Genomic DNA, 20,161 nt, shown 5'->3' on the forward strand with positions numbered 1-20,161 from the left:
ACTTTTGCTTAACACATTTGGGGTTACATGATGGAAATGCTGAAATTCGGCAAATTTGCTGCTCTGAGCCTGGCTCTGGCCGTGGCTGTAGGTTGCTCCTCGAAGGGCGGTGACGCTGCTGGTGAAGGCGCGATTGATCCGAACGCCGGTTACGGCGCAAACACCGGTGCCGTTGACGGCAGCCTGAGCGAAGAAGCTGCTCTGCGCGCTATCACCACCTTCTACTTCGAGTACGACAGCTCCGACCTGAAGCCGGAAGCCATGCGCGCTCTGGACGTTCACGCCAAGGACCTGAAAGGCAACGGCGCTCGCGTCGTTCTGGAAGGCCACGCTGACGAGCGCGGTACCCGCGAGTACAACATCGCCCTGGGCGAGCGTCGTGCCAAGGCCGTTCAGCGCTACCTGGTGCTGCAGGGCGTTTCCCCGGCTCAGCTGGAACTGGTTTCCTACGGCGAAGAGCGTGCGATTGCCACTGGCAACGACGAGCAGTCCTGGGCTCAGAACCGCCGCGTCGAACTGCGCAAGTAATTTGCCATGCGTAGTAGCCGTCGTGTTGTGACCGTTTTGGCCCTCTGCCTGCCGCTCGCGGCCTGGGCCGAGGTTCCCGTGGTGGATAACGATGCCGCTTATGGCGGCAGCTATCCGCCCGCCGGTTACGGCACGACTGGCGCCTACGTCGGGGGAGGGGCGGAAGCCCCTGCCTCGGCGCAGGGCATGATGTTCACCCAGCTGCAGCAGATGCAGCAGGAGATCGCGCAGCTGCGTGGTCTGCTCGAAGAGCAGCAATACGAAATCCAGCGTTTGAAGCAGGAAAGCCTGGAGCGTTACCAGGATCTTGATCGACGCTTGAACAGTGGTTCCGCAAGTGCTGCGGCCGCTCAGAATTCCCCCTCCGACGGCTCCCTTGGTGCCGGCGGCGTATCTCAATCCCCTATTGCTCAGGCGCCCGCGGCAAGCGGCCCCGCCGATCCGGAGAAGGAAAAGCTGTTTTATGACGCTGCCTTCGACCTGATCAAGGCCAAGGACTTCGACAAGGCCAGCCAGGCCTTCGGCGCCTTCTTGCGCAAGTATCCGAACAGTCAGTACGCCGGCAATGCCCAGTACTGGCTGGGCGAGGTGAACCTGGCCAAGGGCGACCTGCAGGCTGCCGGCCAGGCCTTTGCCCGGGTCAGTCAGGCCTACCCGCAGCACGCCAAGGTGCCGGATTCGCTGTTCAAGTTGGCCGATGTGGAGCAACGCTTGGGTAATGCCGACAAGGCCAAGGGCATTTTGCGCCAGATCATCGCCCAGTATCCCGGAAGTTCGGCTGCCCAGCTGGCGCAGCGCGATCTGCAGCGCTTGCCCTAGAAGCTGAATCGTCGATCAAGAAAACCCGCGCCTAGCGCGGGTTTTTTCGTTAGAATCGGCGCCCCCTTTCCCGCAACGGAGGCGGATGGCCTGTTTAGCCGTCACGCCCGTGGCTGATATGCAAGAAACCCTGCGAATTACCGAGATTTTCTACTCGCTGCAGGGGGAGACGCGCACTGCCGGCTTGCCGACCGTGTTCGTACGCCTCACCGGCTGTCCCCTGCGCTGCCAGTATTGCGACACCGCCTATGCCTTTAGTGGTGGCGAGATCATGTCCCTGGACGCCATCGTCGAGCAGGTCGCGCGCTACAAGCCGCGCTACATCTGCGTGACGGGTGGTGAGCCGCTGGCGCAACCGAACTGCATCCCCTTGCTCGAGCGCCTGTGCGATGCTGGCTACGAGGTGTCGCTGGAAACCAGTGGCGCCCTGGATGTGTCGGCGGTCGATCCGCGGGTCAGCAGGGTGCTTGATCTCAAGACGCCCGGATCGGCCGAAGTGGCGCGCAATCGATATGAGAATATCGAATTGCTGACGAGCAACGATCAGGTCAAGTTCGTCATCTGCTCCCGCGAGGACTATGACTGGGCGGTGACCAAGCTGATCCAGTACCGCCTGCATGAGCGTGCCGGCGAGGTGTTGTTCTCGCCCAGTCATCACGAGCTGGATGCGCGCGCGCTGGCCGACTGGATAGTGACCGACAACCTGCCTGTGCGCCTGCAGATGCAGTTGCACAAGATCCTCTGGGACGATGAGCCGGGGCATTGAGCATGAGCGATAAGAAAGCCGTCATTCTTCTCTCTGGTGGCCTGGATTCGGCCACCGTGGTGGCGCTGGCCAAGGCCCAGGGCTATGCCTGCTACAGCATGAGCTTCGACTATGGTCAGCGCCATCGAGCCGAACTGCAGGCGGCCGAGCGAGTAGCCAGGCAGTTGGGCGTGATCGAGCACAAGGTCATTGGCCTCAGTCTCGACGGCATCGGCGGTTCGGCCCTGACCGACAGCAGTATCGAGGTGCCGGAGTCGCCCAGCGAGGGCATTCCCGTTACCTATGTGCCGGCGCGTAATACCGTGTTCCTGTCCCTGGCGCTGGGGTGGGCCGAAGTGCTGGGCGCGCGGGATATCTTCATCGGGGTCAACGCGGTGGACTATTCCGGCTACCCGGACTGTCGCCCCGAGTTCATCGAGGCTTTCGAGCGCCTGGCCAACCTGGCGACCAAGGTCGGGGTCGAAGGGCAGGGCTTCCGCATTCAGGCCCCGCTGCAGGATATGAGCAAGGCCGAGATCATCCAGGCCGGCCTGCAGCATGGTGTGGATTACGCGCTGACCGTGTCCTGCTACCAGGCCGACGCGGATGGCCGCGCCTGTGGCAAATGCGACAGCTGCCGCCTGCGCGCTGCGGGCTTTGTTGGGGCCGGCGTCGCCGATCCCACCCGCTACTGCTAAAAAGTTTTCACGAGGTGTTGTTTTTCTGAATTAAATCAGTATTATACGCCTCGCGTTGGGTCGTTAGCTCAGTTGGTAGAGCAGTTGGCTTTTAACCAATTGGTCGTAGGTTCGAATCCTACACGACCCACCAACCTCCTTCCTCGTAGTGCCTCCCCGTGTTCCCGTCCTGTCTGCTCTCGCACATTCTCCTGGCGGGTATACTAGAACTCCGCTCTGAATAGACCTTCACAGGGCCTTATGACATGACGCAGATTTCCGAACGCCTCCTGGTTCAAGCTCATCTCGATGCCAAGCAGCCCAAGCCGCTGACGCCCGAGCAAGAGTCCTTCTACCGCTCCGAGATCGCCGCCGAGCTGAAAAAGCAGAACGCCGTGCTGGTCGCTCACTACTACTGCGATCCGGTGCTGCAAGCGCTCGCCGAGGAGACCGGTGGTTGCGTCTCCGACTCCCTGGAGATGGCCCGATTCGGTAATCAGCACTCGGCGCAGACGGTGCTGGTGGCCGGCGTCAAGTTCATGGGCGAGACGGCAAAGATCCTCAATCCGGAAAAGCGTGTGCTGATGCCGACGCTCGAGGCGACCTGTTCCTTGGACCTGGGATGCCCGGTGGACGAGTTCGCCGCGTTCTGCGACCAGCACCCGCAGCGTACCGTGGTGGTCTATGCCAATACCTCGGCGGCGGTGAAGGCGCGGGCCGACTGGGTGGTGACCTCGAGCTGCGCGGTGGAGATCGTCGAGCACCTGATGGACAACGGCGAGAGCATCATCTGGGCGCCGGATCAGCACCTGGGGCGCTATATCCAGAACAAGACCGGGGCCGACATGCTGCTGTGGGACGGTGCCTGCATCGTTCACGAGGAGTTCAAGGCCAAGCAGCTCGAAGACATGAAGGCGCTGTACCCGGACGCCGCGGTGCTGGTGCATCCGGAGTCGCCGACCGCGGTGATCGAACTGGCCGACGCGGTGGGCTCCACCAGCCAGTTGATCAAGGCGGCGCAGACCCTGCCGAACAAGACCTTCATCGTCGCCACCGACCGTGGCATCTTCTACAAGATGCAGCAGCTGTGCCCGGACAAGGAATTCGTCGAGGCGCCGACCGCCGGTAACGGCGCGGCCTGCCGCAGCTGCGCGCACTGCCCGTGGATGGCGATGAATACTCTGGAGCGGACCCTGGCCTGCCTGCGTGAAGGCAGCAACGAGATTCATGTCGATCCGGCGTTGATCCCGCGGGCGATCAGGCCGCTCAAGCGCATGCTGGACTTCACCCAGGCGGCACGCCTGAAGCTGGCCGGCAACGCCTGACGGCGGTGCAGCAGGTACAAAAAAGCCCGGTGAGTCCGGGCTTTTTGCTGTCTGCCTAGCGCAGCATCTGTTCGATCATGCGCTGATCTTCCATCAGTTCGCGCTGCCGCGCGTCGATGCGTGAAGCCAGCTGGAAGTTGTTGCTGGCGCGGCGCTTGGCGAAGTCGAGCTGTTCGATGGCCTCGTCGAAATCGCCGACCAGGGCGAAGTACTCGGCGCGGGCCTGGTGCAGGCCGACGGTGTTGCCGCTGAGGCCGCGAACCTCGGCGACCAGGTACCAGATATCCGGATCCTTTGCGCGGCTCTTCAGCAGTTCGTCGAGGGCGCGCTCAGCGTCCTGCGCGCGCCCCTGCTTCAGCAGCAGGTCGACACGGGCCTGTTGCAGCGGGTAGCTGTTCGGATACAGCGCGAGCAGCCGCTCGATGCGCGCCTGGGCCTCATCGAGACGGCTGGCGGCGATGTCCAGCTCGATCTGTGCCAGGTTGTAGGTCGGATCGTTCGGCTCGTTCTGCAGCAGCGGCTGCAGCGTCTCACGCGCCTGCTGGTGTTGGCCGCCTTTGATCTGCGCCAAGGCCAGGCCGTAGCGTGCCGCATCGAGCTTGGGGTTCTCCTCGAGCATGCTGCGAAAGCGCTTGGCGGCAAGGCCAGGAGTGCCTTCGTAGATCAGGCTGACCCGGGCGCGCATCAGCTGGTAGCGCAGGCTGTCCTTGATGCCGCCGCCGGCATGCTGCTCGGCGCGGTTGCGCGTATCGGCGATGCGCGATTCGGAGACCGGGTGGGTGAGGAGGAATTCCGGTGGCTTGCGGTCGTAGCGGTACTGGCGCATGAGGCGCTCGAACATGCTCGGCATGGCCCGCGGATCGAAGCCGGCCTTCTCCAGGTTGACCAGGCCGATGCGGTCGGCTTCCTGCTCGTTCTGCCGGGAAAAGCGCCGTTGTTCCTGGATCGCCGCCGCCTGCGTCGAGGCGATGGTGGCGATGCCGACGTCTCCGGCGCCGGCGGCGGCGGCGACTATGCCGGCCAGCATCGCTGCCATCATCGGTACCTGCATGCGCTGCTGGGCTTCCAGGCCGCGGGCGAAGTGGCGCTGCGACAGGTGTGCCAGTTCGTGGGCCATGACCGAGGCGTACTCGGCTTCGGTCTGGGCATAGAGGAACAGCCCGCCGTTGACCCCGATGATTCCGCCGGGCGCGGCGAAGGCGTTGATCTGCGGGCTGTCGAGCAGGACGAACTCCAGGCGGCGGTCCTGCAGCTGGCTGGTTTCGCTGAGGCGGTAGACGCTGCTCTCGACGAACTCCTTGAGTTGCGGGTCGGACAGCTGGCTGATCTGTCCGCGCAGCAGGCCGAGCCAGGCGCGCCCGAGTTGGTGTTCTTGCTGGGGCGAAACCAGCGAGGAGCTGGCATCGCCGAGCGATGGCAGATCGCTGGCGGTTGCCGGCAGGGCGAGCAGGCAGGCGAGCGTCAACAGGGTAGGGCGCAGAACATTCATGCACGGGGCTCTTGGCGGACAAAGGCGATACTGTAGCCGCGCAGGTGTTCGCCTGGCCAGGGCTGTGCGGCCTTCGGTATCCTATGGGTCTATCTCGGAGGGTGGCATGAACGAAACGCAAGAGTGGCTCGAGACCTGCGACGCGGAGCTGGATGCCAGTGGCTTGAACTGTCCGTTGCCGCTGCTCAAGGCCAAGTTGGAGCTGAACAAGCTGGCCAGCGGTGCCGTGCTCAAGGTCATTGCCACGGATGCCGGCTCGCAACGCGACCTGCGCGCCTTCGCGACGCTCGCCGGGCATTGCCTGCTGCACGAGGAAGTCGAGGGCGGTGTCTATCGCTACTGGTTGCGCAAGGCCTGACGCACTGTCTGCGCGGGTCGTTTCTATTTAAGGAATCTTGATGGTTAAGGTGTTACGCGACTGGCTGCACCGCTACTTCTCCGATGAGCAGGCCGTGGTGCTGGCGGTGTTACTGATCCTGGGTTTTGCCGTGATCCTGACCCTGGGCGGGATGCTCGCCCCGGTGCTAACCGGGCTGGTGCTGGCGTTCCTGATGCAGGGGCTGGTCAGCGCCCTGGAGCGCCTGCGGCTGCCGCAGTTGGTAGCGGTGTGGCTGGTGTTCGCGCTGTTCATGAGTCTGCTCGGCCTGTTTCTGTTGGTGCTGATGCCGCTGCTGTGGCGGCAGCTGAGCAACCTGTTCAACGAGCTGCCGCGGATGTTCGGCGAGTGGCAGACGCTGTTCCTGCTGCTACCGGAGCGCTACCCGAACTTGATCAGCGACGCCCAGGTGCTGCAGCTGATCGAGGCGGTGCGTGGCGAGCTCGGCCAGTTCGGCCAATGGGCACTGTCCTTCTCCCTGGCCAGCCTGCCGCTGCTGGTCGGCGTGATGATCTACGTGGTGCTGGTGCCCATTCTGGTGTTCTTCTTCCTCAAGGACCGGCGGCTGATCGGTGAGTGGTTGCGTGGCTACCTGCCCCGCGAGCGCGCCCTGATCACCCAGGTGGCGCAGGAGATGAATCAGCAGATCGCCAACTATATCCGCGGCAAGTTCATCGAGATCCTCATCTGTGGTGGCGTCACCTACGTCGCCTTCGCCGCGCTTGGCCTCAACTACGCGGCGCTGCTAGCGCTGGCGGTGGGGCTGTCGGTGGTGGTGCCCTATATCGGCGCGGTGGTGGTGACCGTGCCGGTGGCGCTGATCGCGTTGTTCCAGTGGGGCTTTAGCGATCAGTTCCTCTACCTGATGGTGGTCTACGGCGTGATCCAGGCGCTGGACGGCAACGTGCTGGTGCCGCTGCTATTTTCCGAGGCGGTCAACCTGCACCCGGTGGCGATCATCTGCGCGGTGCTGCTGTTTGGCGGTCTGTGGGGGTTCTGGGGGGTGTTCTTCGCCATTCCCCTGGCCACCCTGTTCAAGGCAGTGTTGAGCGCCTGGCCGCGGCGCGAGCTGCAGGTGCCGGTACAGGGGGAGTAGAAAGAAAAAAGGCCGCATCGCGCGGCCTTTTTCATGCGGTGCTCGATTAGCCCTGGTTCAGGGTCTGGGCTGCCGCCAGCACGGCGTCGACGTGACCGGGCACCTTGACCCCGCGCCACTCATGGCGCAGCACGCCATCCTTGTCGATCAGGAAGGTGCTGCGGTCGACGCCCAGGTACTCCTTGCCGTAGAGCTTCTTCAGCTTGATCACCTCGAACAGCTGGCAGAGTGCCTCGTCCTTGTCCGAGATCAGCTCGAACGGGAAGGCCTGCTTGGCCTTGAAGTTCTCATGGGACTTCAGTCCGTCGCGCGATACGCCGAAGATCAGGGTGTTGGCCGCCTGAAACGCCGGATACTGGTCGCGAAAACCCTGGCCCTCGGTGGTGCAGCCTGGGGTGCTGTCCTTCGGGTAGAAGTAGAGCACCACCTGCTGGCCGCGCAGAGCGGACAGCTGGATCGATTGGCCGCTGGTGGCTTGCGCCTGGAAGTCGGGAACGGCTTGGTCGAGGGACACGGCCATGGTCGGGCTCCTTATGGGTTCTGCGGGCGCCAGGGCTCGATCAGCGCATCGAGGTTCAGGGCGTCGGCGAAGTCGAGGAACTGGTCGCGCAGCCAGCTGATCTGGGTGCCGGCCGGCAGGGTCACGGTCAGGGTGGCGTTGAGCATGGTGCCGCCGGTCTGGGGTGCCTGGTAGGTGTCGCAGGTCAGGTTCTCCAGCTCGACGTGGTGATCGATGAAGAACTGGCACAGCTCGTTGAGAATGTCCGGGCGATACACCGAGCTGACGTAAGCGACGTAGGGCAGGGCCTGGGGGCGATTGTCCGCGGCGCCGCTGCGAGTGACGTTGACCGAGAACGAATGTTTCTTGGCCAGCGCCGGCAGGCTGGACTCCAGGCGGGCCAGGGCATCCCAGCTGCCGGAGATCTGCAGGATCAGCGCGCTGAACTCACCGTGGCGACTCAGGCGGGTGCTGACCACGGCGCAGCGGCTTTCATGGCTGGCGCGGCACAGCACATTGGTCAGCTCCATGGCGTTGGGACCGAGTGCACTGATGACGAGGAATTGTTCGCGAACTGGGGGGGTGGACATGCAGCCTTCCTAAAACGATGAACGGTCGGTCCGCAGGTGCGGTGCCGAGCAAAGCCGGAAGGGTAGCGAAAAGCGCCGCCCAGGGGAATGCTCGGGGTCGGCGCGCGCATGGAATATTCGCTGATGCGCGCTGGCTCGCCACTTGCCCCAAGGCCTTGTCCTTCGCTTGTGCAAGCCAGGTGGCGCCAGTACCATTACGGCTCTCATTTTCCAGCAGGAGCGGTTGCATGATTGCGGGCAGTATGGTGGCACTGGTCACGCCCATGGATGCGCAGGGTGGTCTCGACTGGGACAGCCTGAGCAAACTGGTGGATTTCCACCTGCAAGAGGGCACCAACGCCATCGTCGCGGTCGGCACCACGGGTGAGTCCGCCACGCTGGAAGTGACCGAGCATATCGAGGCGATCCGCCGCGTGGTCGACCAGGTCGCCGGGCGCATCCCGGTGATTGCCGGCACCGGTGGCAACTCTACCCGCGAGTCGGTCGAACTGACCCGCGCAGCCAAGGACGTCGGTGCCGACGCCTGCCTGCTGGTGACCCCCTACTACAACAAGCCGACCCAGGAAGGCCTGTACCTGCATTTCCGCCACATCGCCGAGGCGGTGGCGATTCCGCAGATCCTCTACAACGTGCCGGGCCGTACGGCCTGCGACATGCTGCCGGAGACCGTCGAGCGACTGTCGAAGATCGATAACATCATCGGCATCAAGGAAGCCACCGGCGACCTGCAGCGTGGCCAGGAAGTGCTGGATCGGGTGAGCAAGGACTTCCTGGTCTATTCCGGTGACGATGCCACCGCCGTCGAGCTGATGCTGATGGGCGGCAAGGGCAATATCTCGGTCACCGCCAACGTCGCCCCGCGGGCGATGAGCGACCTGTGCGCCGCGGCCATGCGTGGCGATGCGGCCCTGGCGCGGGCCATCAACGACCGCTTGATGCCGTTGCACAAGACGCTGTTCATCGAGTCCAACCCGATTCCGGTGAAGTGGGCCCTGCACGAAATGGGCATGATGCCGGAAGGCATCCGTCTGCCGTTGACCTGGCTCAGTCCGCGCTGTCATGAACCGCTGCGTCAGGCCCTGCGCCAGTCCGGCGTATTGGTTTAATCGAGGAAATACTACGCATGAAGCGACTGGCCGGACTCTCTGCACTTGCCCTGATCATCTCCAGCACCAGCGGTTGTGGCTGGTTGTGGGGGGAAGATGGTTATTTCCGTGATCGGGGTAGCGACTACCTCAGCGCGCGGCAAACCGCCCCTATGCAACTGCCGGCGAATGTCGAGGCCAAGCGCCTCGACCCCCTGTTGCCGGTTCCGCAGCAGGTGGCCAGCAGCACCGCCGAAGGTGAGTTCGAGGTGCCGCGCCCACAGTCCCTGGCTGTGCGTGGCGATGCCAGCGAGTTCAGCCTGCAGAAGAGCGGCGAGTCGCGCTGGCTGGTGGCGCAGCGCGTACCGGCGGAAGTCTGGCCGGTGGCCCGGCAGTTCTTTGCCGACAACGGCTTTCGCATCGCCGAAGAGCGCCCGCAGACTGGCGAGTTCAGCACCGAGTGGCAGCGTCTCGATGGCCTCTCCAGCGCCTTGGCGCGCCGCCTGAGCAGCCGCGCCCCGGGCGTGGCTGCAGATGCCGAGACCCGTGTGCGGGTGCGCATCGAGCCCGGCGTGCAACGCAATACCAGCGAGATCTTCGTGGCCAGCGCCGAGCGTCCGGCCGGTAGCAATGCCGACGTGGCCTTCACCAGTCGCGGCACCAACTCCGCGCTGGATGCCGCCTTGCTCGACGAGATGCTGGCGAACATGGCGCGCAGCGTCGAGCAGGGCGGTTCGGTATCGCTGCTGGCCGCCCGCGATTTCGACGCACCGAGCCGGGTCAGCCTGTCGGAAGACGGCAACGGCAATCCGGTGCTGAACCTCGGCGCCGACTTCGATCGCGCCTGGTCGGGTGTAGGCCGTTCCCTGGAGTTGGCCGACGTGCGCGTCGACGACCTCAATCGCAGCCTCGGGGTGTACTACATCAACCTGGCAGAAGGCACCAAGAAGAAGGGCGAGAAGCCGGGCTTCTTCGGTTCGCTGCTCGGCGGCGAGGCGGACAAGGAAGAGATCGAGGCCCGGGCCGAGCGCTATCAGGTGCGCCTGACGCCGGTGGGTGACAGCGTCCAGGTCACCGTGGAAAAGGACCTCAACACCGTGGCGCCGGCCGATGTCGCGCGCCGGGTGCTGGGCCTGATCCAGGAAAACCTCGGCTAGAAACCGAACCACTGGCCCGCGCCGCAGGTGCGGCTCGGGCGAAAACCAATAGGCGAAACCCTCCCGGTTTCGCCTGTTTCGTTTGCTAAAGGCGGAAATCCCGATATGACCACTCCTGCGACCCTGAGCCTGAAGAAGATCTACTCGGGCAAAGTCCGCGATCTCTACGAAATCGATGACCAGCGCATGCTGATGGTCGCCACCGACCGCCTTTCGGCCTTCGACGTGATTCTCGCCGAGCCGATTCCGGACAAGGGCAAGATCCTCACCGCGATTTCCAACTTCTGGTTCGACAAGCTCGCTGACGTGGTGCCCAACCACTTCACCGGCGACCGGGTCGAGGACGTGGTGCCGGCGGCCGAACTGCCCTTGGTCGAGGGTCGTGCGGTGGTTGCCAAGCGCCTCAAGCCGGTTGCCGTGGAGGCCATTGTGCGCGGCTATATCGTCGGCTCGGGATGGAAGGAGTACCAGCAGAGCGGCACCGTCTGCGGGATTCACCTGCCGGCCGGCCTGCAGGAGGCCGCCAAGCTGCCGCAGCCGATCTTCACCCCCTCGACCAAGGCCGCCGTGGGCGACCACGACGAGAACATCTCCTTCGAGCAGTGCGAAGCCATCATCGGCGCCGAGCTCGCCGCCCAGGTGCGCGACACGGCAATCGCCCTGTACAGCAAGGCGGTGGAGTACGCCGCGACCCGCGGCATCATCATCGCCGACACCAAGTTCGAGTTCGGCCTGGATGAAAACGGCCGCCTGACCCTCATGGACGAAGTGCTGACCCCCGATTCCAGCCGCTTCTGGCCGGCGGACAGCTATGTCGTAGGCAAGAACCCGCCGAGCTTCGACAAGCAGTTTGTGCGTGACTGGCTGGAGTCCACCGGTTGGAACAAGCAGCCACCGGCACCGGCCGTTCCGGCCGAGGTGGCGCAGAAGACCGCCGACAAGTACCGCGAAGCCCTGACGCGGCTGACGGCCTGAGCGCCGAGCGGACCGAGCTGAAGAGGCGCCCAGGCGCCCAGGCGCCTCTGTTCTTTTGCCGGCGGGTTGAAAGCGCTGCCGCGCGCCGCGTTTTGCCCTTGCCGGGCCGAACAGAATTCGCAAGCATCTGAAACTGTGCGAAAAAATCGCTCAGTGGGCTTCGCCAAAAGCGCATGTGCTGTTATCATGCGCGCCGCAACGGGAAGATGCCGGAGTGGCCGAACGGGACGGATTCGAAATCCGTTGTATCAGCGATGGTACCTAGGGTTCAAATCCCTATCTTCCCGCCATATCGCAACACCTGAGCCCCTGTATTTCCTCGTGAAGTCAGGGGCTTTTGCGTTTCCAGGGCTTGGCATTGTTGAGGCGGTCCCTTGTGGACATGCATTGCCAGCCTTTGCGCTGCGGCCAGGTTTGCCTTCATCGTCGATTCTGCTTGTGCAAGAAACAGAAAACCCCCGAAGCCGAAGCTTCAGGGGTTGTCTATTTCTGCGGTTATGGCTCTATTTGCGTCGCCATTGCCCCTGGAGCTGGATGTACTGGCCGGGCGGGGTCTTTTCCAGGGCTTTCTGCCCGGCGATGGCTTCCACGTCGCCGAGCTTGATGCCGTTCTCGTTGGCCAGGCGCTGGTATTCGGCGCGCCGGGCCTGGTTGATCAGGCGGGCGATTTCGCTGGCCTGGCCCCCGGGCTTGACCACACCGAGGTAACCGTTGGCCATCTCGCCGAGCTGGCCGCTGGCCTTGGCCGGGCCTAGGGCGGACATGGCTTCGTTGAGGCTCAGGGCCATGGCCGGCAGGCTCAGGCTGAGCAGCAGTAGCAGGCTGGCAATGCGTCTAGGCAGGTTCATGACGGCGCTCCTCAAAACAGTCCGCTGGACTCGCTGAACATGTCGTCCAGGGCTTTGTCCACCTTGATGTAGATTTCGTGTTCGATCTTCACGTTGAGATTGATGTTGATCGGTTCCTTGGGCGCCGTCAGCTGCACGGTCGGGGTGCAGGCTGCGTTCAGCAGGCCCAAGAGCAAGATCGCTAGACAGATCTGCACGCGCATGGCGCGTCCTCCTTCAAGGCTCCAGTGGAGCGGCTTTGGCGTTGCGTTTCAGTATGCGTTGCTGCACTCGCCGGCGGATGATTTCGTTCACCTTATCGGTCAATTGCAGGCTGGCCAAGAGCGAGGGGATGTCTTCTTCCAGGTTGATGTTGAAATGAATCGGCCGGCCCTGCTCGATGGCTGGGTTCTGGCCCTCCAGGCGCATGCTCAGCTGCAGCTTGCCCTGGGGATCGTAGTCCACCTGGCTGCGCAGCGTGGTGAAGTGGAAGTCTTCCAGTGACTGGGTCACCAGTTGCATGGTGGGGTTGCTGCTTCCCAGTGCCCTGATGCGTTCGGAGTGCAGTTGCAGGTGGCCGCCGGGGCTGCGGGCGGCGATTCGGCCGCGGTCGACCTGGATGCCGTGCCGGCTCAGGCGCAGCGGTAGATGGCCGTCGAAGGTGCCGCTGCCGGCCAGCCCCTCGGCGGGATAGAGGGTGAACAGCCGCCTCAGTTGCAGGCCGCGCAGTTCCACGGGGATCAGCAGTGGCGTCTCCGTCAGCTTCCACTGATTGGCCGCGACGTGGACGCTGCCGCCCATCAGCCCGGCCTGGGCCTGGCGCAGGTTCAGCTGGCCGAGGTCGGGTCGCTCGATGGGCGCGCTGTAGTCGGCCTGCAGCTGCAGCGGGCCGATGGGAATGCCCGGATTGGCTTCTTTCAGGCGCAGATCGCTCAGCGTCACCTGGAGGCGGCCATGGTCCAGGTTGATCCGCGCGCGTGCGTCTAGGCCGCTGAGGGCGGTGCGGTCGTAGATGCCGGCCAGGTCTTTGCCGGTCAACTCAAGCTTCAGGTCGGGCCAGTCGTGGCCGGGGGCGAGGTCGATTACCGCGTCGGCGCTCACGCGACCCTGGTTCAGCTCGAGTAGTGCCGGCCAGTGCGCCAGGGTCGTGGCCAGCGGGTTGCCCGCCCGCAGGAACAGTTCCGGCAGCTGAGCGTGGGCGTGCAGGCCGCGCTCGGAGTCGTAGCGCAGTTGCAGGGGCAGCTTGAGGTCCGAGTCCGCCGACAGCTCGCCGCTCGACTCGAGCCGCTCTTCGGCCAGGTCCACTCGACCCTGCCAGCGCCAGCTCTGAGGCCTTAGGGCGGCGTGCAGCAGGCTTTCGACGTCTATGGAGGCGGGGCCCTGCAGATGCCAGTCGGACGCATCGCCGTTGTGCAGGCGTGCGCCCAGCTGCAGGCCGCCGAGGTTGGCGCGCAGGCGCCGCAGTTGCAGGTCGCGGCCGGCCACTCTGTCGAGGCTGAGCGCGGAGCCCCGTTGCAGCTCGATACGCAACTGCTCGGGGTCCAGGTAGCCGTTGAAGCGCAGGTCGGCCTTGGCCTTGTGCAGCGTCCAGTCCCCCGGGTGAGCCGTGGGCTGCTGGCGCTGAGTTGCACGTCGGCGAACTGCGCGGCCCAGGGCGGTGCGTTGGCCAGTGCCAGTTGACCCCGCAGTTCGAGTGGTGTCGGGCCCTGACTGCGCAGACGGAAAGCCAGGGGCAGGGAGCGCTCGGCCAGATTGCTCGGCAGCGGGCCCAATGGCTCGCCTGCCTCCAGAAGCAGACGCAGCGAATCGGCGCGCAGCGCGGCCGGGAGTCTCTGTTGTTGGTCCGGCAGTGGTTGCTGCAACACCAGTTCGGCGCTCAGTTGTTCGGCGTACCAGCGGCCATCGAGGCCGCGCAGGGCCAGGCCGAGCTCGCCCTGCAGCTGGCCGAGGCCCGGGATGGCCCAGGGTTCGGCGAGCGCGCCGTTGGCCGTGATATGGCCCGTGGCGCGGCGCAACAGGTTGATGTCCAGATCGCCGCGGGGCAGCTGCAGCTGCCAGCTGGCGGCAAGCTGCACGGTGCTCGGTGCGGCGGCCGGCGCCGCGTCCATGGGCAGTAGCCAGTCCCTCAGCCACCCGCGTAGCGCCGTGGCTTCGTCCAGTGTCGGTGCCCACAGCTCGCCGCGCCACAGCGTGCCATCGGCATTGTCCTGCAGGCGGCTGTGCAGGCTGAGCTGGGGGCGGTCGTTGACCGCCAGGGCCAGCTGCAGCTCGGTTGCATCGGTAGCGCTTTGAATCCGGCCCTCGAGGTTGAGGCGAGTGGTGTCACCGGCGAGATTGAGTCGCAGGTCGAGCGCGCCTGCTGAGACCGCCGAGCGGCTCTGCTGGAGGTCGCCGCGCAGCTGGCAGCGGCCCTTGGCGCAGGGCAGGTCGACGAGCAGCTCGTCGATGCTCAGGCTCAGGGGCAGGATGGCGAGCGCTTCGCCGAGCGCCTTCAGGTCCAGTCTCCGCGCCGGCGTACTGGCGGCGTGTTCCGCCGCCGGGTGCCAGTCCAGCGTCAGTCGCTCGGCGCGAACCTGTTGGGCATAGGGCGGTTGCAGGCCGAACTGTCCCCAACCCAGGTGCAGGCGCTCGATTCGCAGTTGCAACTGGCCGGCCGGACTCTGTTGCAGCAGCTCGAGTCGGTCCAGGTGCAGGCCATCCAGGGCCAGGCGCGGGGCTTGCCAGTCGAGTCGCTGGATATGCTGACGCTCGAGCAGGCGCCCCAGGCTGAAGTAGCCGTAGCCGCCGAGCAGCATCAGCACGAGCAGCAAGCAGAGGAGTCGCAGCCAGGTGCGCCGGCTGATCATGGGCACTGATCCATAGCGTGAAGGTCTCCGGGGACGTTAACCCAAGGGCCCCTGGCTGCCAATCGGCTTCTCGGTCTGTTTGTGCGTTTGCATCATTAGGTATTAAGATTGATCTAAATAGATCACAGAGGTCGAGGGTCATGAGCGCACTTGTCCGACCCCATGCAGATGCCGATGCGGTGCTGGCCAAGGCCCTGCTCAATACCCGCGAGCAGCTGGGGCTGACGCAGCAGGAACTGGCCGACATCGTCGGTGTGCACCGCACGGCGATCAGTCGCTGGGCCGACGGTGGCCTGCGTCCGCAGAGCAAGACCGGTGAGCTGGCGCTGCTGCTGATCCGGGTCTATCGCGCGCTGTTTGCCCTGTTCGGCGGCAACCTGCAGGACATGCGGCACTTCCTGCGCACCGACAATCGTCATCTGGCCGGCGTGCCGCTGGAGCTGATGGGCCAGGTGCAGGGCCTGGTGCATGTGGTGGAGTATCTGGACGCGATCCGCGGCAAGGTCTGAGCGCCGCGCCGAGCGCCGCATGCAGGGCTGTGTCACCCGGCCGGGAGCGGGCCGAGAACAATAAGGAAGAGTCGCCATGGACATCTGGCAAGAATGTCGCGGGGTCGAACAGATCGCGCCCCTGCGCGGGCGTCTGGTGCGCCTGGTCGAGAGTCAGGAACAGGTCGCCACGCTGCAACTGGTGGATAACCTGAGCGAGCAGGCGCTGCTCGAGGAGTTGCTGGAAAGCAGCAAGCCGCCGCTGCCGCGTGGTGCCGAGGCGCTGCATTACCTGCTGAAAACCCCGTTTCGCTACCCGCCTTTGCGCTGGGGCTCGCGCTTCGGCACGCGCCAGGAGCCGAGCCTGTTCTACGCAGCGCTGGGCCTGGAGACCGCCATGGCGGAGGCCGCCTACTACCGCTTCGTGCTGCTGGACGGCATGGCCAGCGCACCGCCAAGCGGGCGTGTGCTGTCCGAGCACGCCTCGTTCGAGGCGCGTTATCAGGTCGCGCGCGGCATCCGCCTGCAGCGGCCGCCGTTCAACCGCTTCCAGCGCGAGCTGAGCCACCCGAGCGACTATCGCGCCACTCAAGCCCTGGGCGCGAGCATGCGCGCGGCCGGGGTGGAGGCCTTCGAGTATCGCTCCGCCCGCTGCCCGCTGGGTGGCAGCAACGTCGCGCTCTATGCGCCGGCGGCCCTGGCGGAAAAGCGACCGCGCAACCTGCTGCCCTGGTTGTGCGAAACCACCCGCAGCTATGTGGCGTTCAAGCACGCCCAGGCGCCCGACACGCCACGGATGTTCCAGCTGGAGGACTACCTGATCGAAGGGCGCTTGCCCTTGCCGGCCTGAGCGATTGAGTCGCCGCGCACCAGGGTGAAGCAGGGTTGAGTCGCGGCTGCGGCCATCTACCGCAGGTCCGCGCCAGGGCCTGCGTTTGCCGCAGGCTGCGGGGCGCCAGGGCTTTGTGCGCAGTGCTGCGAACGGGGCCTCCGGAAGCCTTCCCCGGGTGACCCGGTAACGCCCTGCGAGCGCTCTGAAACGGGGCGTTGGCCGGGCTTGGCGAAAGACTTGTGCACATTTGCAAGGCGTCTTGTCAAGGCGGAATTAATCTTCGACGTAAACCCTTGATTCTTCGTGTGAATTCTATAAGTCAATGAAAAATATGATTTTTTCTGGTTGGTGAAAAAATCGTCAGTTTGACCTGAGGCCTTATTCCACGGGTGATTGGGGCGCTTTCGCCCATGTTGTCCACTGAGTTATCCACAGCTTCTGTGGATTGTCGGAGGGCCCTTTCGGCTCGCTCGAAAAGGCCCTGTTGCAAGGCTTTACCTCGGCGAAAAAAAGAGTAGAGTGGCGCGCCTTTCTTGCCGCCACTGCCGCTGTTCTCCTATGTCTCGCGCTCTGCCTCGCCTGCCAGCCGAATCCTCGTCCAATCGTCCGCGCCTGCCGCTGCGTGTCGCCCTGTGGCTGCTGGACAGCCCGCGCCTGGGCCACGCGCCCAGCGTCAAGCGCCTAGCCGGCCATCTGCTCAAGCAGCCGGCGCGTCAGGGGGTGGTGCAGGCACAGAGTCGTCTGGGCCAGATGCTCTGCCGCGACTGCGACAATACCCGCGACCGGCGCATCGGCCTGGAACTGCTGCGTCAGGCCGCGCGTGCCGGCGATCGCCGCGCCCAGCTGGAGCTTGGCCGCTTCTACAGCCAGCCGCGCAGCCATGAGCCGCAGCAGGCTCGCCACTGGCTGGAGCTCGCCGCCGGGCAGGGCTCCCACGAGGCCAGGCGCCTGCTGAACGGCCTCTGAGCCGCGCCTGACCACCCCCGCGCACGGCTGGTTATACTCCCCGGCAATCTTGCGCGGAGCCGCTTATGCCCATCGATCTCTCTTCAATGTTGCCGGCCGTGCTGCTCGGTGTCGTCGCCGCGGGTCTGCCCGCGCTGGCGTTGGCCTGGGCGCTGCAGCGTCGCGCCGCCGAGGCGCGCCTGCAGTGCAGCCTGTTGCAGGAGCGCCTGAGCGCTGCCCAGCTGGCCCAGGCCGGCCTCGGCGCCCAGCTCGATGCCTGTCGCCAGGAGGTCTCGGAGATCGTCGAGATCAAGGCCGACCAGCAGGCCGAACTGGCCGCCCTGCGCCGCGAGACCGAGTTGCTGCAGCACGAGCGGCAGGTCGCCCGGGAAGCGGCCCAGGCCTGGCACGCGCAACGCGAACAGCAGGAAGCCGAGCTGCGCCGGCTGGGCGCCGAGAAGGCGGCCCTGAGCGCCGAGTTGCACGAGCAGCAGGACAGCCATCAGCAGCGTCTGGCGGACCTGCAGGGCTCGCGTGACGAGCTGCGCGCGCAGTTCGCCGAGCTGGCCGGGAAGATCTTCGACGAGCGCGAGCAGCGCTTCGCCGAAACCAGCCAGCAGCGTCTCGGTCAGTTGCTCGATCCGCTCAAGGAGCGCATCCAGGCCTTCGAGAAACGCGTCGAGGAAAGCTATCAGCAGGAAGCGCGCGAGCGCTTCTCCCTGGGCAAGGAGCTGGAGCGCCTGCAGCAGCTCAATCAGCGCCTGGGCGACGAGGCAATTACGCTGAGTCGCGCCCTGAAGGGGCAGAAGACCCAGGGCAACTGGGGTGAGCTGGTGCTGGAGCGGGTGCTGGAGCACGCGGGCCTGGAGAAGGGCCGCGAGTACCAGACCCAGGTCAGCCTGAAAAGCGCCGAGGGCGAGCGCTTCCAGCCGGACGTGCTGATCCAGCTGCCCGGCGACAAGCAGGTGGTGGTGGACGCCAAGGTCAGCCTGACGGCCTACCAGCAGTTCGTCGGTGCCGACGACGAGGCGGCCCGTCAGCAGGCCCTGAAGCAGCATGTGCAGTCGCTGCGTGCTCATCTCAAGGGCCTGTCGCTGAAGGACTACCAGCGCCTGGAAGGCCTGCACAGCCTGGACTTCGTCCTGCTCTTCGTGCCGATAGAGGCGGCCTTCGCCGCCGCCCTGCAGGCCGACCCGGGGCTGTTCCAGGAGGCCTTCGAGCAGAACATCGTGATCGTCAGCCCGACCACCCTGCTGGCCACCCTGCGGGTGATCGACAGCCTCTGGCGCCAGGAGCGGCAGAGCCAGAACGCCCGCGAGATCGCCGAGCGCGCCGGCGCGCTGTACGACAAGTTCGTCGCCTTCATCCAGGACCTCGACGAGATGGGCGCTCGCCTGCAGCAGCTGGACAAGGCCTATGCGGCCGCACGCAACAAGCTGTGCGATGGCCGCGGCAATATCATCAGCCGCGTGGAGAACCTCAAGCTGCTCGGTGCGCGGGCCAGCAAGAGCCTGCCGGCCGAGTTGCTCGAGCAGGCCGCCGGTGTGCCGCTGCTCGATGGGGTCGGCGACGACTGAGGGCGTTAGATCAGCAGCAGGATCAGCAGCCCGGCGCACAGGCCGGCGGCCATCACCGGCAGGGTGCGCAGGGCCAGTTCGCGCCCGCCGATCAGGGCGATGAGCAGGCCCTTGGCCAGGCTGTTGCTCAGGGTGGCGAGGAAGATGCCGCGCACCGCCACCTCGGCGTCCAGTTCGCTGCGGGCGCTGCGGGCCAGGGACAGGGTGATGGCGTCGACGTCCGCCAGGCCGGACAGCAGCGCCACCAGGTACACGCCGGCATCGCCGAACCAGCGCCGCGCCCCCTCGACGACGAACAGGATCGCCACCAGCAGCGCGGCGAAGCGCAGCGCCGGGCCGAGCTCGAAGGGGTTCTTCAGCGGCGGCTCGGCGTTTTCCGTTGGCGCCGGGTTGCCCTGCAGGGCGTAGGCCAGGGCGCCGCCGGCGTACACCAGCATGGCGGCGCTCAGGGGCCAGAGCAGTTGCGGTAGCAGCTGGGCGTTGACCAGGCTGACCTCCAGCAGCACCCGCGGGAACATCAGCGCCGAGGTGGCCAGCAGGCCGCAGGCGATGATGGCGCGTAGTTCGCGGGCGCGGTCGAGGCGGGCCAGGGTGATGGTCATCGCCGTGGAGGAGACCACGCCGCCGAGCAGCGCGGTGATCAGCAGGCCTTGGCGGGTGCCGGCCAGGCGAATCGCCATGTAGGCGACAAAGCCCATCCCGGCGATCAGCACCACCATCCACCAGGTGACGTAGGGGTTGAAGACCTGCCAGGGCCCGTAGCTTTGATTGGGCAGGGCCGGCAACAGCACCAGGGAGATGAACAGCAGCTTCAGCGCGCCGGACAGTTCGAGTTCGCTCAGCCGATGCAGCGAGCCGTGCAGCACCTGTTTGAGGCTCAGCAACAGGGCCACTGCCACGGCGCCGGCGGCGGCCAGTTGCGGATGGCCGGCGACCGCCAGGCTGCCGAGCAGGAAGGTGGTCAGCAGTGCCACCTCGCTGGTCATGCCCATGTCGCCGTGGCGCCTCAGTTCGCCGAAATAGGCGGCGATCACCAGGGCGCAGAAGCCGGCGAAGATCGATGCCCAGGCGATGACCCCGAGGTGTTCGCCGAGCAGTTCGGCCAGGCCGCCGAGCAGGCCGCACAGAGCGAAGGTGCGGATGCCGGCGGAGAAGCGGCCGTCCTCCAGATCGCGCTGCTGCCAGCCGCGCTCGGCACCGATCAGCAGGCCGACCGCCAGGGCGCTGGCTAGGTTCAATAGGGTGTCGAGGGCATCGGGCACGGCGCGTCCTTGAGCGGGGGCAT

The 20,161-nt window shown here is 65.4% G+C and carries 22 protein-coding genes and 2 tRNA genes; 16 read left to right on the forward strand and 8 right to left on the reverse strand.

Annotated features, from left to right (window positions below; all coding sequences use genetic code 11):
* Positions 1–30 precede the first annotated feature (30 nt).
* From pal to nadA, 6 genes are all read left to right on the forward strand, one after another.
* On the forward strand, positions 31–528 hold the full coding sequence (pal, locus tag LPB260_RS26855) for a peptidoglycan-associated lipoprotein Pal (RefSeq protein WP_208710192.1): 498 nt from the start codon (positions 31–33) through the stop codon (positions 526–528).
* A 6-nt stretch (positions 529–534) separates the two neighbouring features.
* The gene (ybgF, locus tag LPB260_RS26860) at positions 535–1,347 is read left to right on the forward strand and encodes a tol-pal system protein YbgF (RefSeq protein ID WP_208708930.1); all 813 of its coding nucleotides are present in this window, start codon (positions 535–537) and stop codon (positions 1,345–1,347) included.
* Between the two features lie 118 nt (positions 1,348–1,465).
* Entirely contained in the window at positions 1,466–2,113 is a 648-nt protein-coding gene (queE, locus tag LPB260_RS26865; RefSeq protein ID WP_208708931.1) for a 7-carboxy-7-deazaguanine synthase QueE, read from the forward strand.
* A 2-nt stretch (positions 2,114–2,115) separates the two neighbouring features.
* Entirely contained in the window at positions 2,116–2,790 is a 675-nt protein-coding gene (queC, locus tag LPB260_RS26870) for a 7-cyano-7-deazaguanine synthase QueC (protein WP_208708932.1), read from the forward strand.
* 57 nt (positions 2,791–2,847) lie between these two features.
* A tRNA-Lys gene (locus tag LPB260_RS26875) sits at positions 2,848–2,923 on the forward strand.
* A 112-nt stretch (positions 2,924–3,035) separates the two neighbouring features.
* Positions 3,036–4,094: a quinolinate synthase NadA gene (gene nadA, locus LPB260_RS26880; protein ID WP_208708933.1), complete on the forward strand. Its 1,059-nt coding sequence runs from the start codon at positions 3,036–3,038 to the stop codon at positions 4,092–4,094.
* 55 nt (positions 4,095–4,149) lie between these two features.
* Here the strand turns inward: nadA and LPB260_RS26885 are convergent, their stop codons facing one another.
* Positions 4,150–5,583: a M48 family metalloprotease gene (locus LPB260_RS26885; protein WP_208708934.1), complete on the reverse strand. Its 1,434-nt coding sequence runs from the start codon at positions 5,581–5,583 to the stop codon at positions 4,150–4,152.
* A 106-nt stretch (positions 5,584–5,689) separates the two neighbouring features.
* Here LPB260_RS26885 and LPB260_RS26890 point away from each other — a divergent pair, with 106 nt between their 5' ends.
* Positions 5,690–5,941 carry a sulfurtransferase TusA family protein gene (locus LPB260_RS26890; RefSeq protein WP_208708935.1) on the forward strand — a complete coding sequence of 84 codons (252 nt, stop codon included), beginning with the start codon at positions 5,690–5,692 and terminating at the stop codon, positions 5,939–5,941.
* A gap of 40 nt (positions 5,942–5,981) precedes the next feature.
* Positions 5,982–7,055: an AI-2E family transporter gene (locus tag LPB260_RS26895; RefSeq protein WP_208708936.1), complete on the forward strand. Its 1,074-nt coding sequence runs from the start codon at positions 5,982–5,984 to the stop codon at positions 7,053–7,055.
* 46 nt (positions 7,056–7,101) lie between these two features.
* On the opposite strand, the gene LPB260_RS26900 is transcribed toward LPB260_RS26895, so the two are convergent.
* Both LPB260_RS26900 and LPB260_RS26905 read right to left on the reverse strand, forming a co-directional pair.
* Positions 7,102–7,575 carry a peroxiredoxin gene (locus tag LPB260_RS26900; RefSeq protein ID WP_208708937.1) on the reverse strand — a complete coding sequence of 158 codons (474 nt, stop codon included), beginning with the start codon at positions 7,573–7,575 and terminating at the stop codon, positions 7,102–7,104.
* 11 nt (positions 7,576–7,586) lie between these two features.
* Positions 7,587–8,144 (reverse strand): glycine cleavage system protein R, encoded by a 558-nt coding sequence (locus LPB260_RS26905; RefSeq protein WP_208708938.1) that lies wholly within the window; start codon positions 8,142–8,144, stop codon positions 7,587–7,589.
* 227 nt (positions 8,145–8,371) lie between these two features.
* Between LPB260_RS26905 and dapA the strand changes: the two genes are divergently transcribed.
* The 4 genes from dapA (at position 8,372) to LPB260_RS26925 (ending at position 11,651) form a co-directional block, all read left to right on the forward strand.
* Positions 8,372–9,250 carry a 4-hydroxy-tetrahydrodipicolinate synthase gene (dapA, locus tag LPB260_RS26910; RefSeq protein WP_208708939.1) on the forward strand — a complete coding sequence of 293 codons (879 nt, stop codon included), beginning with the start codon at positions 8,372–8,374 and terminating at the stop codon, positions 9,248–9,250.
* 17 nt (positions 9,251–9,267) lie between these two features.
* Positions 9,268–10,386 carry an outer membrane protein assembly factor BamC gene (gene bamC / locus LPB260_RS26915; RefSeq protein WP_208708940.1) on the forward strand — a complete coding sequence of 373 codons (1,119 nt, stop codon included), beginning with the start codon at positions 9,268–9,270 and terminating at the stop codon, positions 10,384–10,386.
* 105 nt (positions 10,387–10,491) lie between these two features.
* Positions 10,492–11,361, forward strand: a complete 870-nt coding sequence (locus LPB260_RS26920; protein WP_208708941.1) for a phosphoribosylaminoimidazolesuccinocarboxamide synthase — start codon at positions 10,492–10,494, stop codon at positions 11,359–11,361.
* Positions 11,362–11,561: 200 nt separating this feature from the next.
* Positions 11,562–11,651: transfer RNA gene (locus LPB260_RS26925), tRNA-Ser, on the forward strand.
* Between the two features lie 213 nt (positions 11,652–11,864).
* Here LPB260_RS26925 and LPB260_RS26930 read toward each other — a convergent pair.
* From LPB260_RS26930 to LPB260_RS29160, 4 genes are read right to left on the reverse strand one after another with little or no spacing between them, the layout of a single operon-like run.
* Entirely contained in the window at positions 11,865–12,209 is a 345-nt protein-coding gene (locus tag LPB260_RS26930; protein WP_208708942.1) for a YdbL family protein, read from the reverse strand.
* An 11-nt stretch (positions 12,210–12,220) separates the two neighbouring features.
* Positions 12,221–12,412 carry a YnbE family lipoprotein gene (locus LPB260_RS26935; protein WP_208708943.1) on the reverse strand — a complete coding sequence of 64 codons (192 nt, stop codon included), beginning with the start codon at positions 12,410–12,412 and terminating at the stop codon, positions 12,221–12,223.
* A gap of 13 nt (positions 12,413–12,425) precedes the next feature.
* Entirely contained in the window at positions 12,426–13,493 is a 1,068-nt protein-coding gene (locus LPB260_RS29155) for a YdbH domain-containing protein (protein WP_371926175.1), read from the reverse strand.
* A 59-nt stretch (positions 13,494–13,552) separates the two neighbouring features.
* Positions 13,553–15,034 carry a hypothetical protein gene (locus tag LPB260_RS29160; protein ID WP_256625613.1) on the reverse strand — a complete coding sequence of 494 codons (1,482 nt, stop codon included), beginning with the start codon at positions 15,032–15,034 and terminating at the stop codon, positions 13,553–13,555.
* A 140-nt stretch (positions 15,035–15,174) separates the two neighbouring features.
* On the opposite strand from LPB260_RS29160, the gene LPB260_RS26945 reads away from it, so the two are divergent.
* The 4 genes from LPB260_RS26945 (at position 15,175) to rmuC (ending at position 18,876) form a co-directional block, all read left to right on the forward strand.
* Positions 15,175–15,543, forward strand: a complete 369-nt coding sequence (locus LPB260_RS26945; protein WP_208708945.1) for an antitoxin Xre/MbcA/ParS toxin-binding domain-containing protein — start codon at positions 15,175–15,177, stop codon at positions 15,541–15,543.
* Positions 15,544–15,619: 76 nt separating this feature from the next.
* Positions 15,620–16,372: an RES family NAD+ phosphorylase gene (locus LPB260_RS26950; RefSeq protein ID WP_208708946.1), complete on the forward strand. Its 753-nt coding sequence runs from the start codon at positions 15,620–15,622 to the stop codon at positions 16,370–16,372.
* Positions 16,373–16,912: 540 nt separating this feature from the next.
* Positions 16,913–17,320: a tetratricopeptide repeat protein gene (locus tag LPB260_RS26955; RefSeq protein ID WP_208708947.1), complete on the forward strand. Its 408-nt coding sequence runs from the start codon at positions 16,913–16,915 to the stop codon at positions 17,318–17,320.
* A 191-nt stretch (positions 17,321–17,511) separates the two neighbouring features.
* On the forward strand, positions 17,512–18,876 hold the full coding sequence (gene rmuC / locus LPB260_RS26960) for a DNA recombination protein RmuC (protein WP_208710194.1): 1,365 nt from the start codon (positions 17,512–17,514) through the stop codon (positions 18,874–18,876).
* A 5-nt stretch (positions 18,877–18,881) separates the two neighbouring features.
* On the opposite strand, the gene LPB260_RS26965 is transcribed toward rmuC, so the two are convergent.
* A complete protein-coding gene (locus LPB260_RS26965; RefSeq protein WP_208708948.1) occupies positions 18,882–20,138 on the reverse strand; it encodes an MgtC/SapB family protein in 1,257 nt (418 codons plus the stop codon).
* Positions 20,139–20,161: the final 23 nt, after the last annotated feature.

The sequence above is a fragment of the Pseudomonas sp. LPB0260 genome (assembly GCF_013388395.1).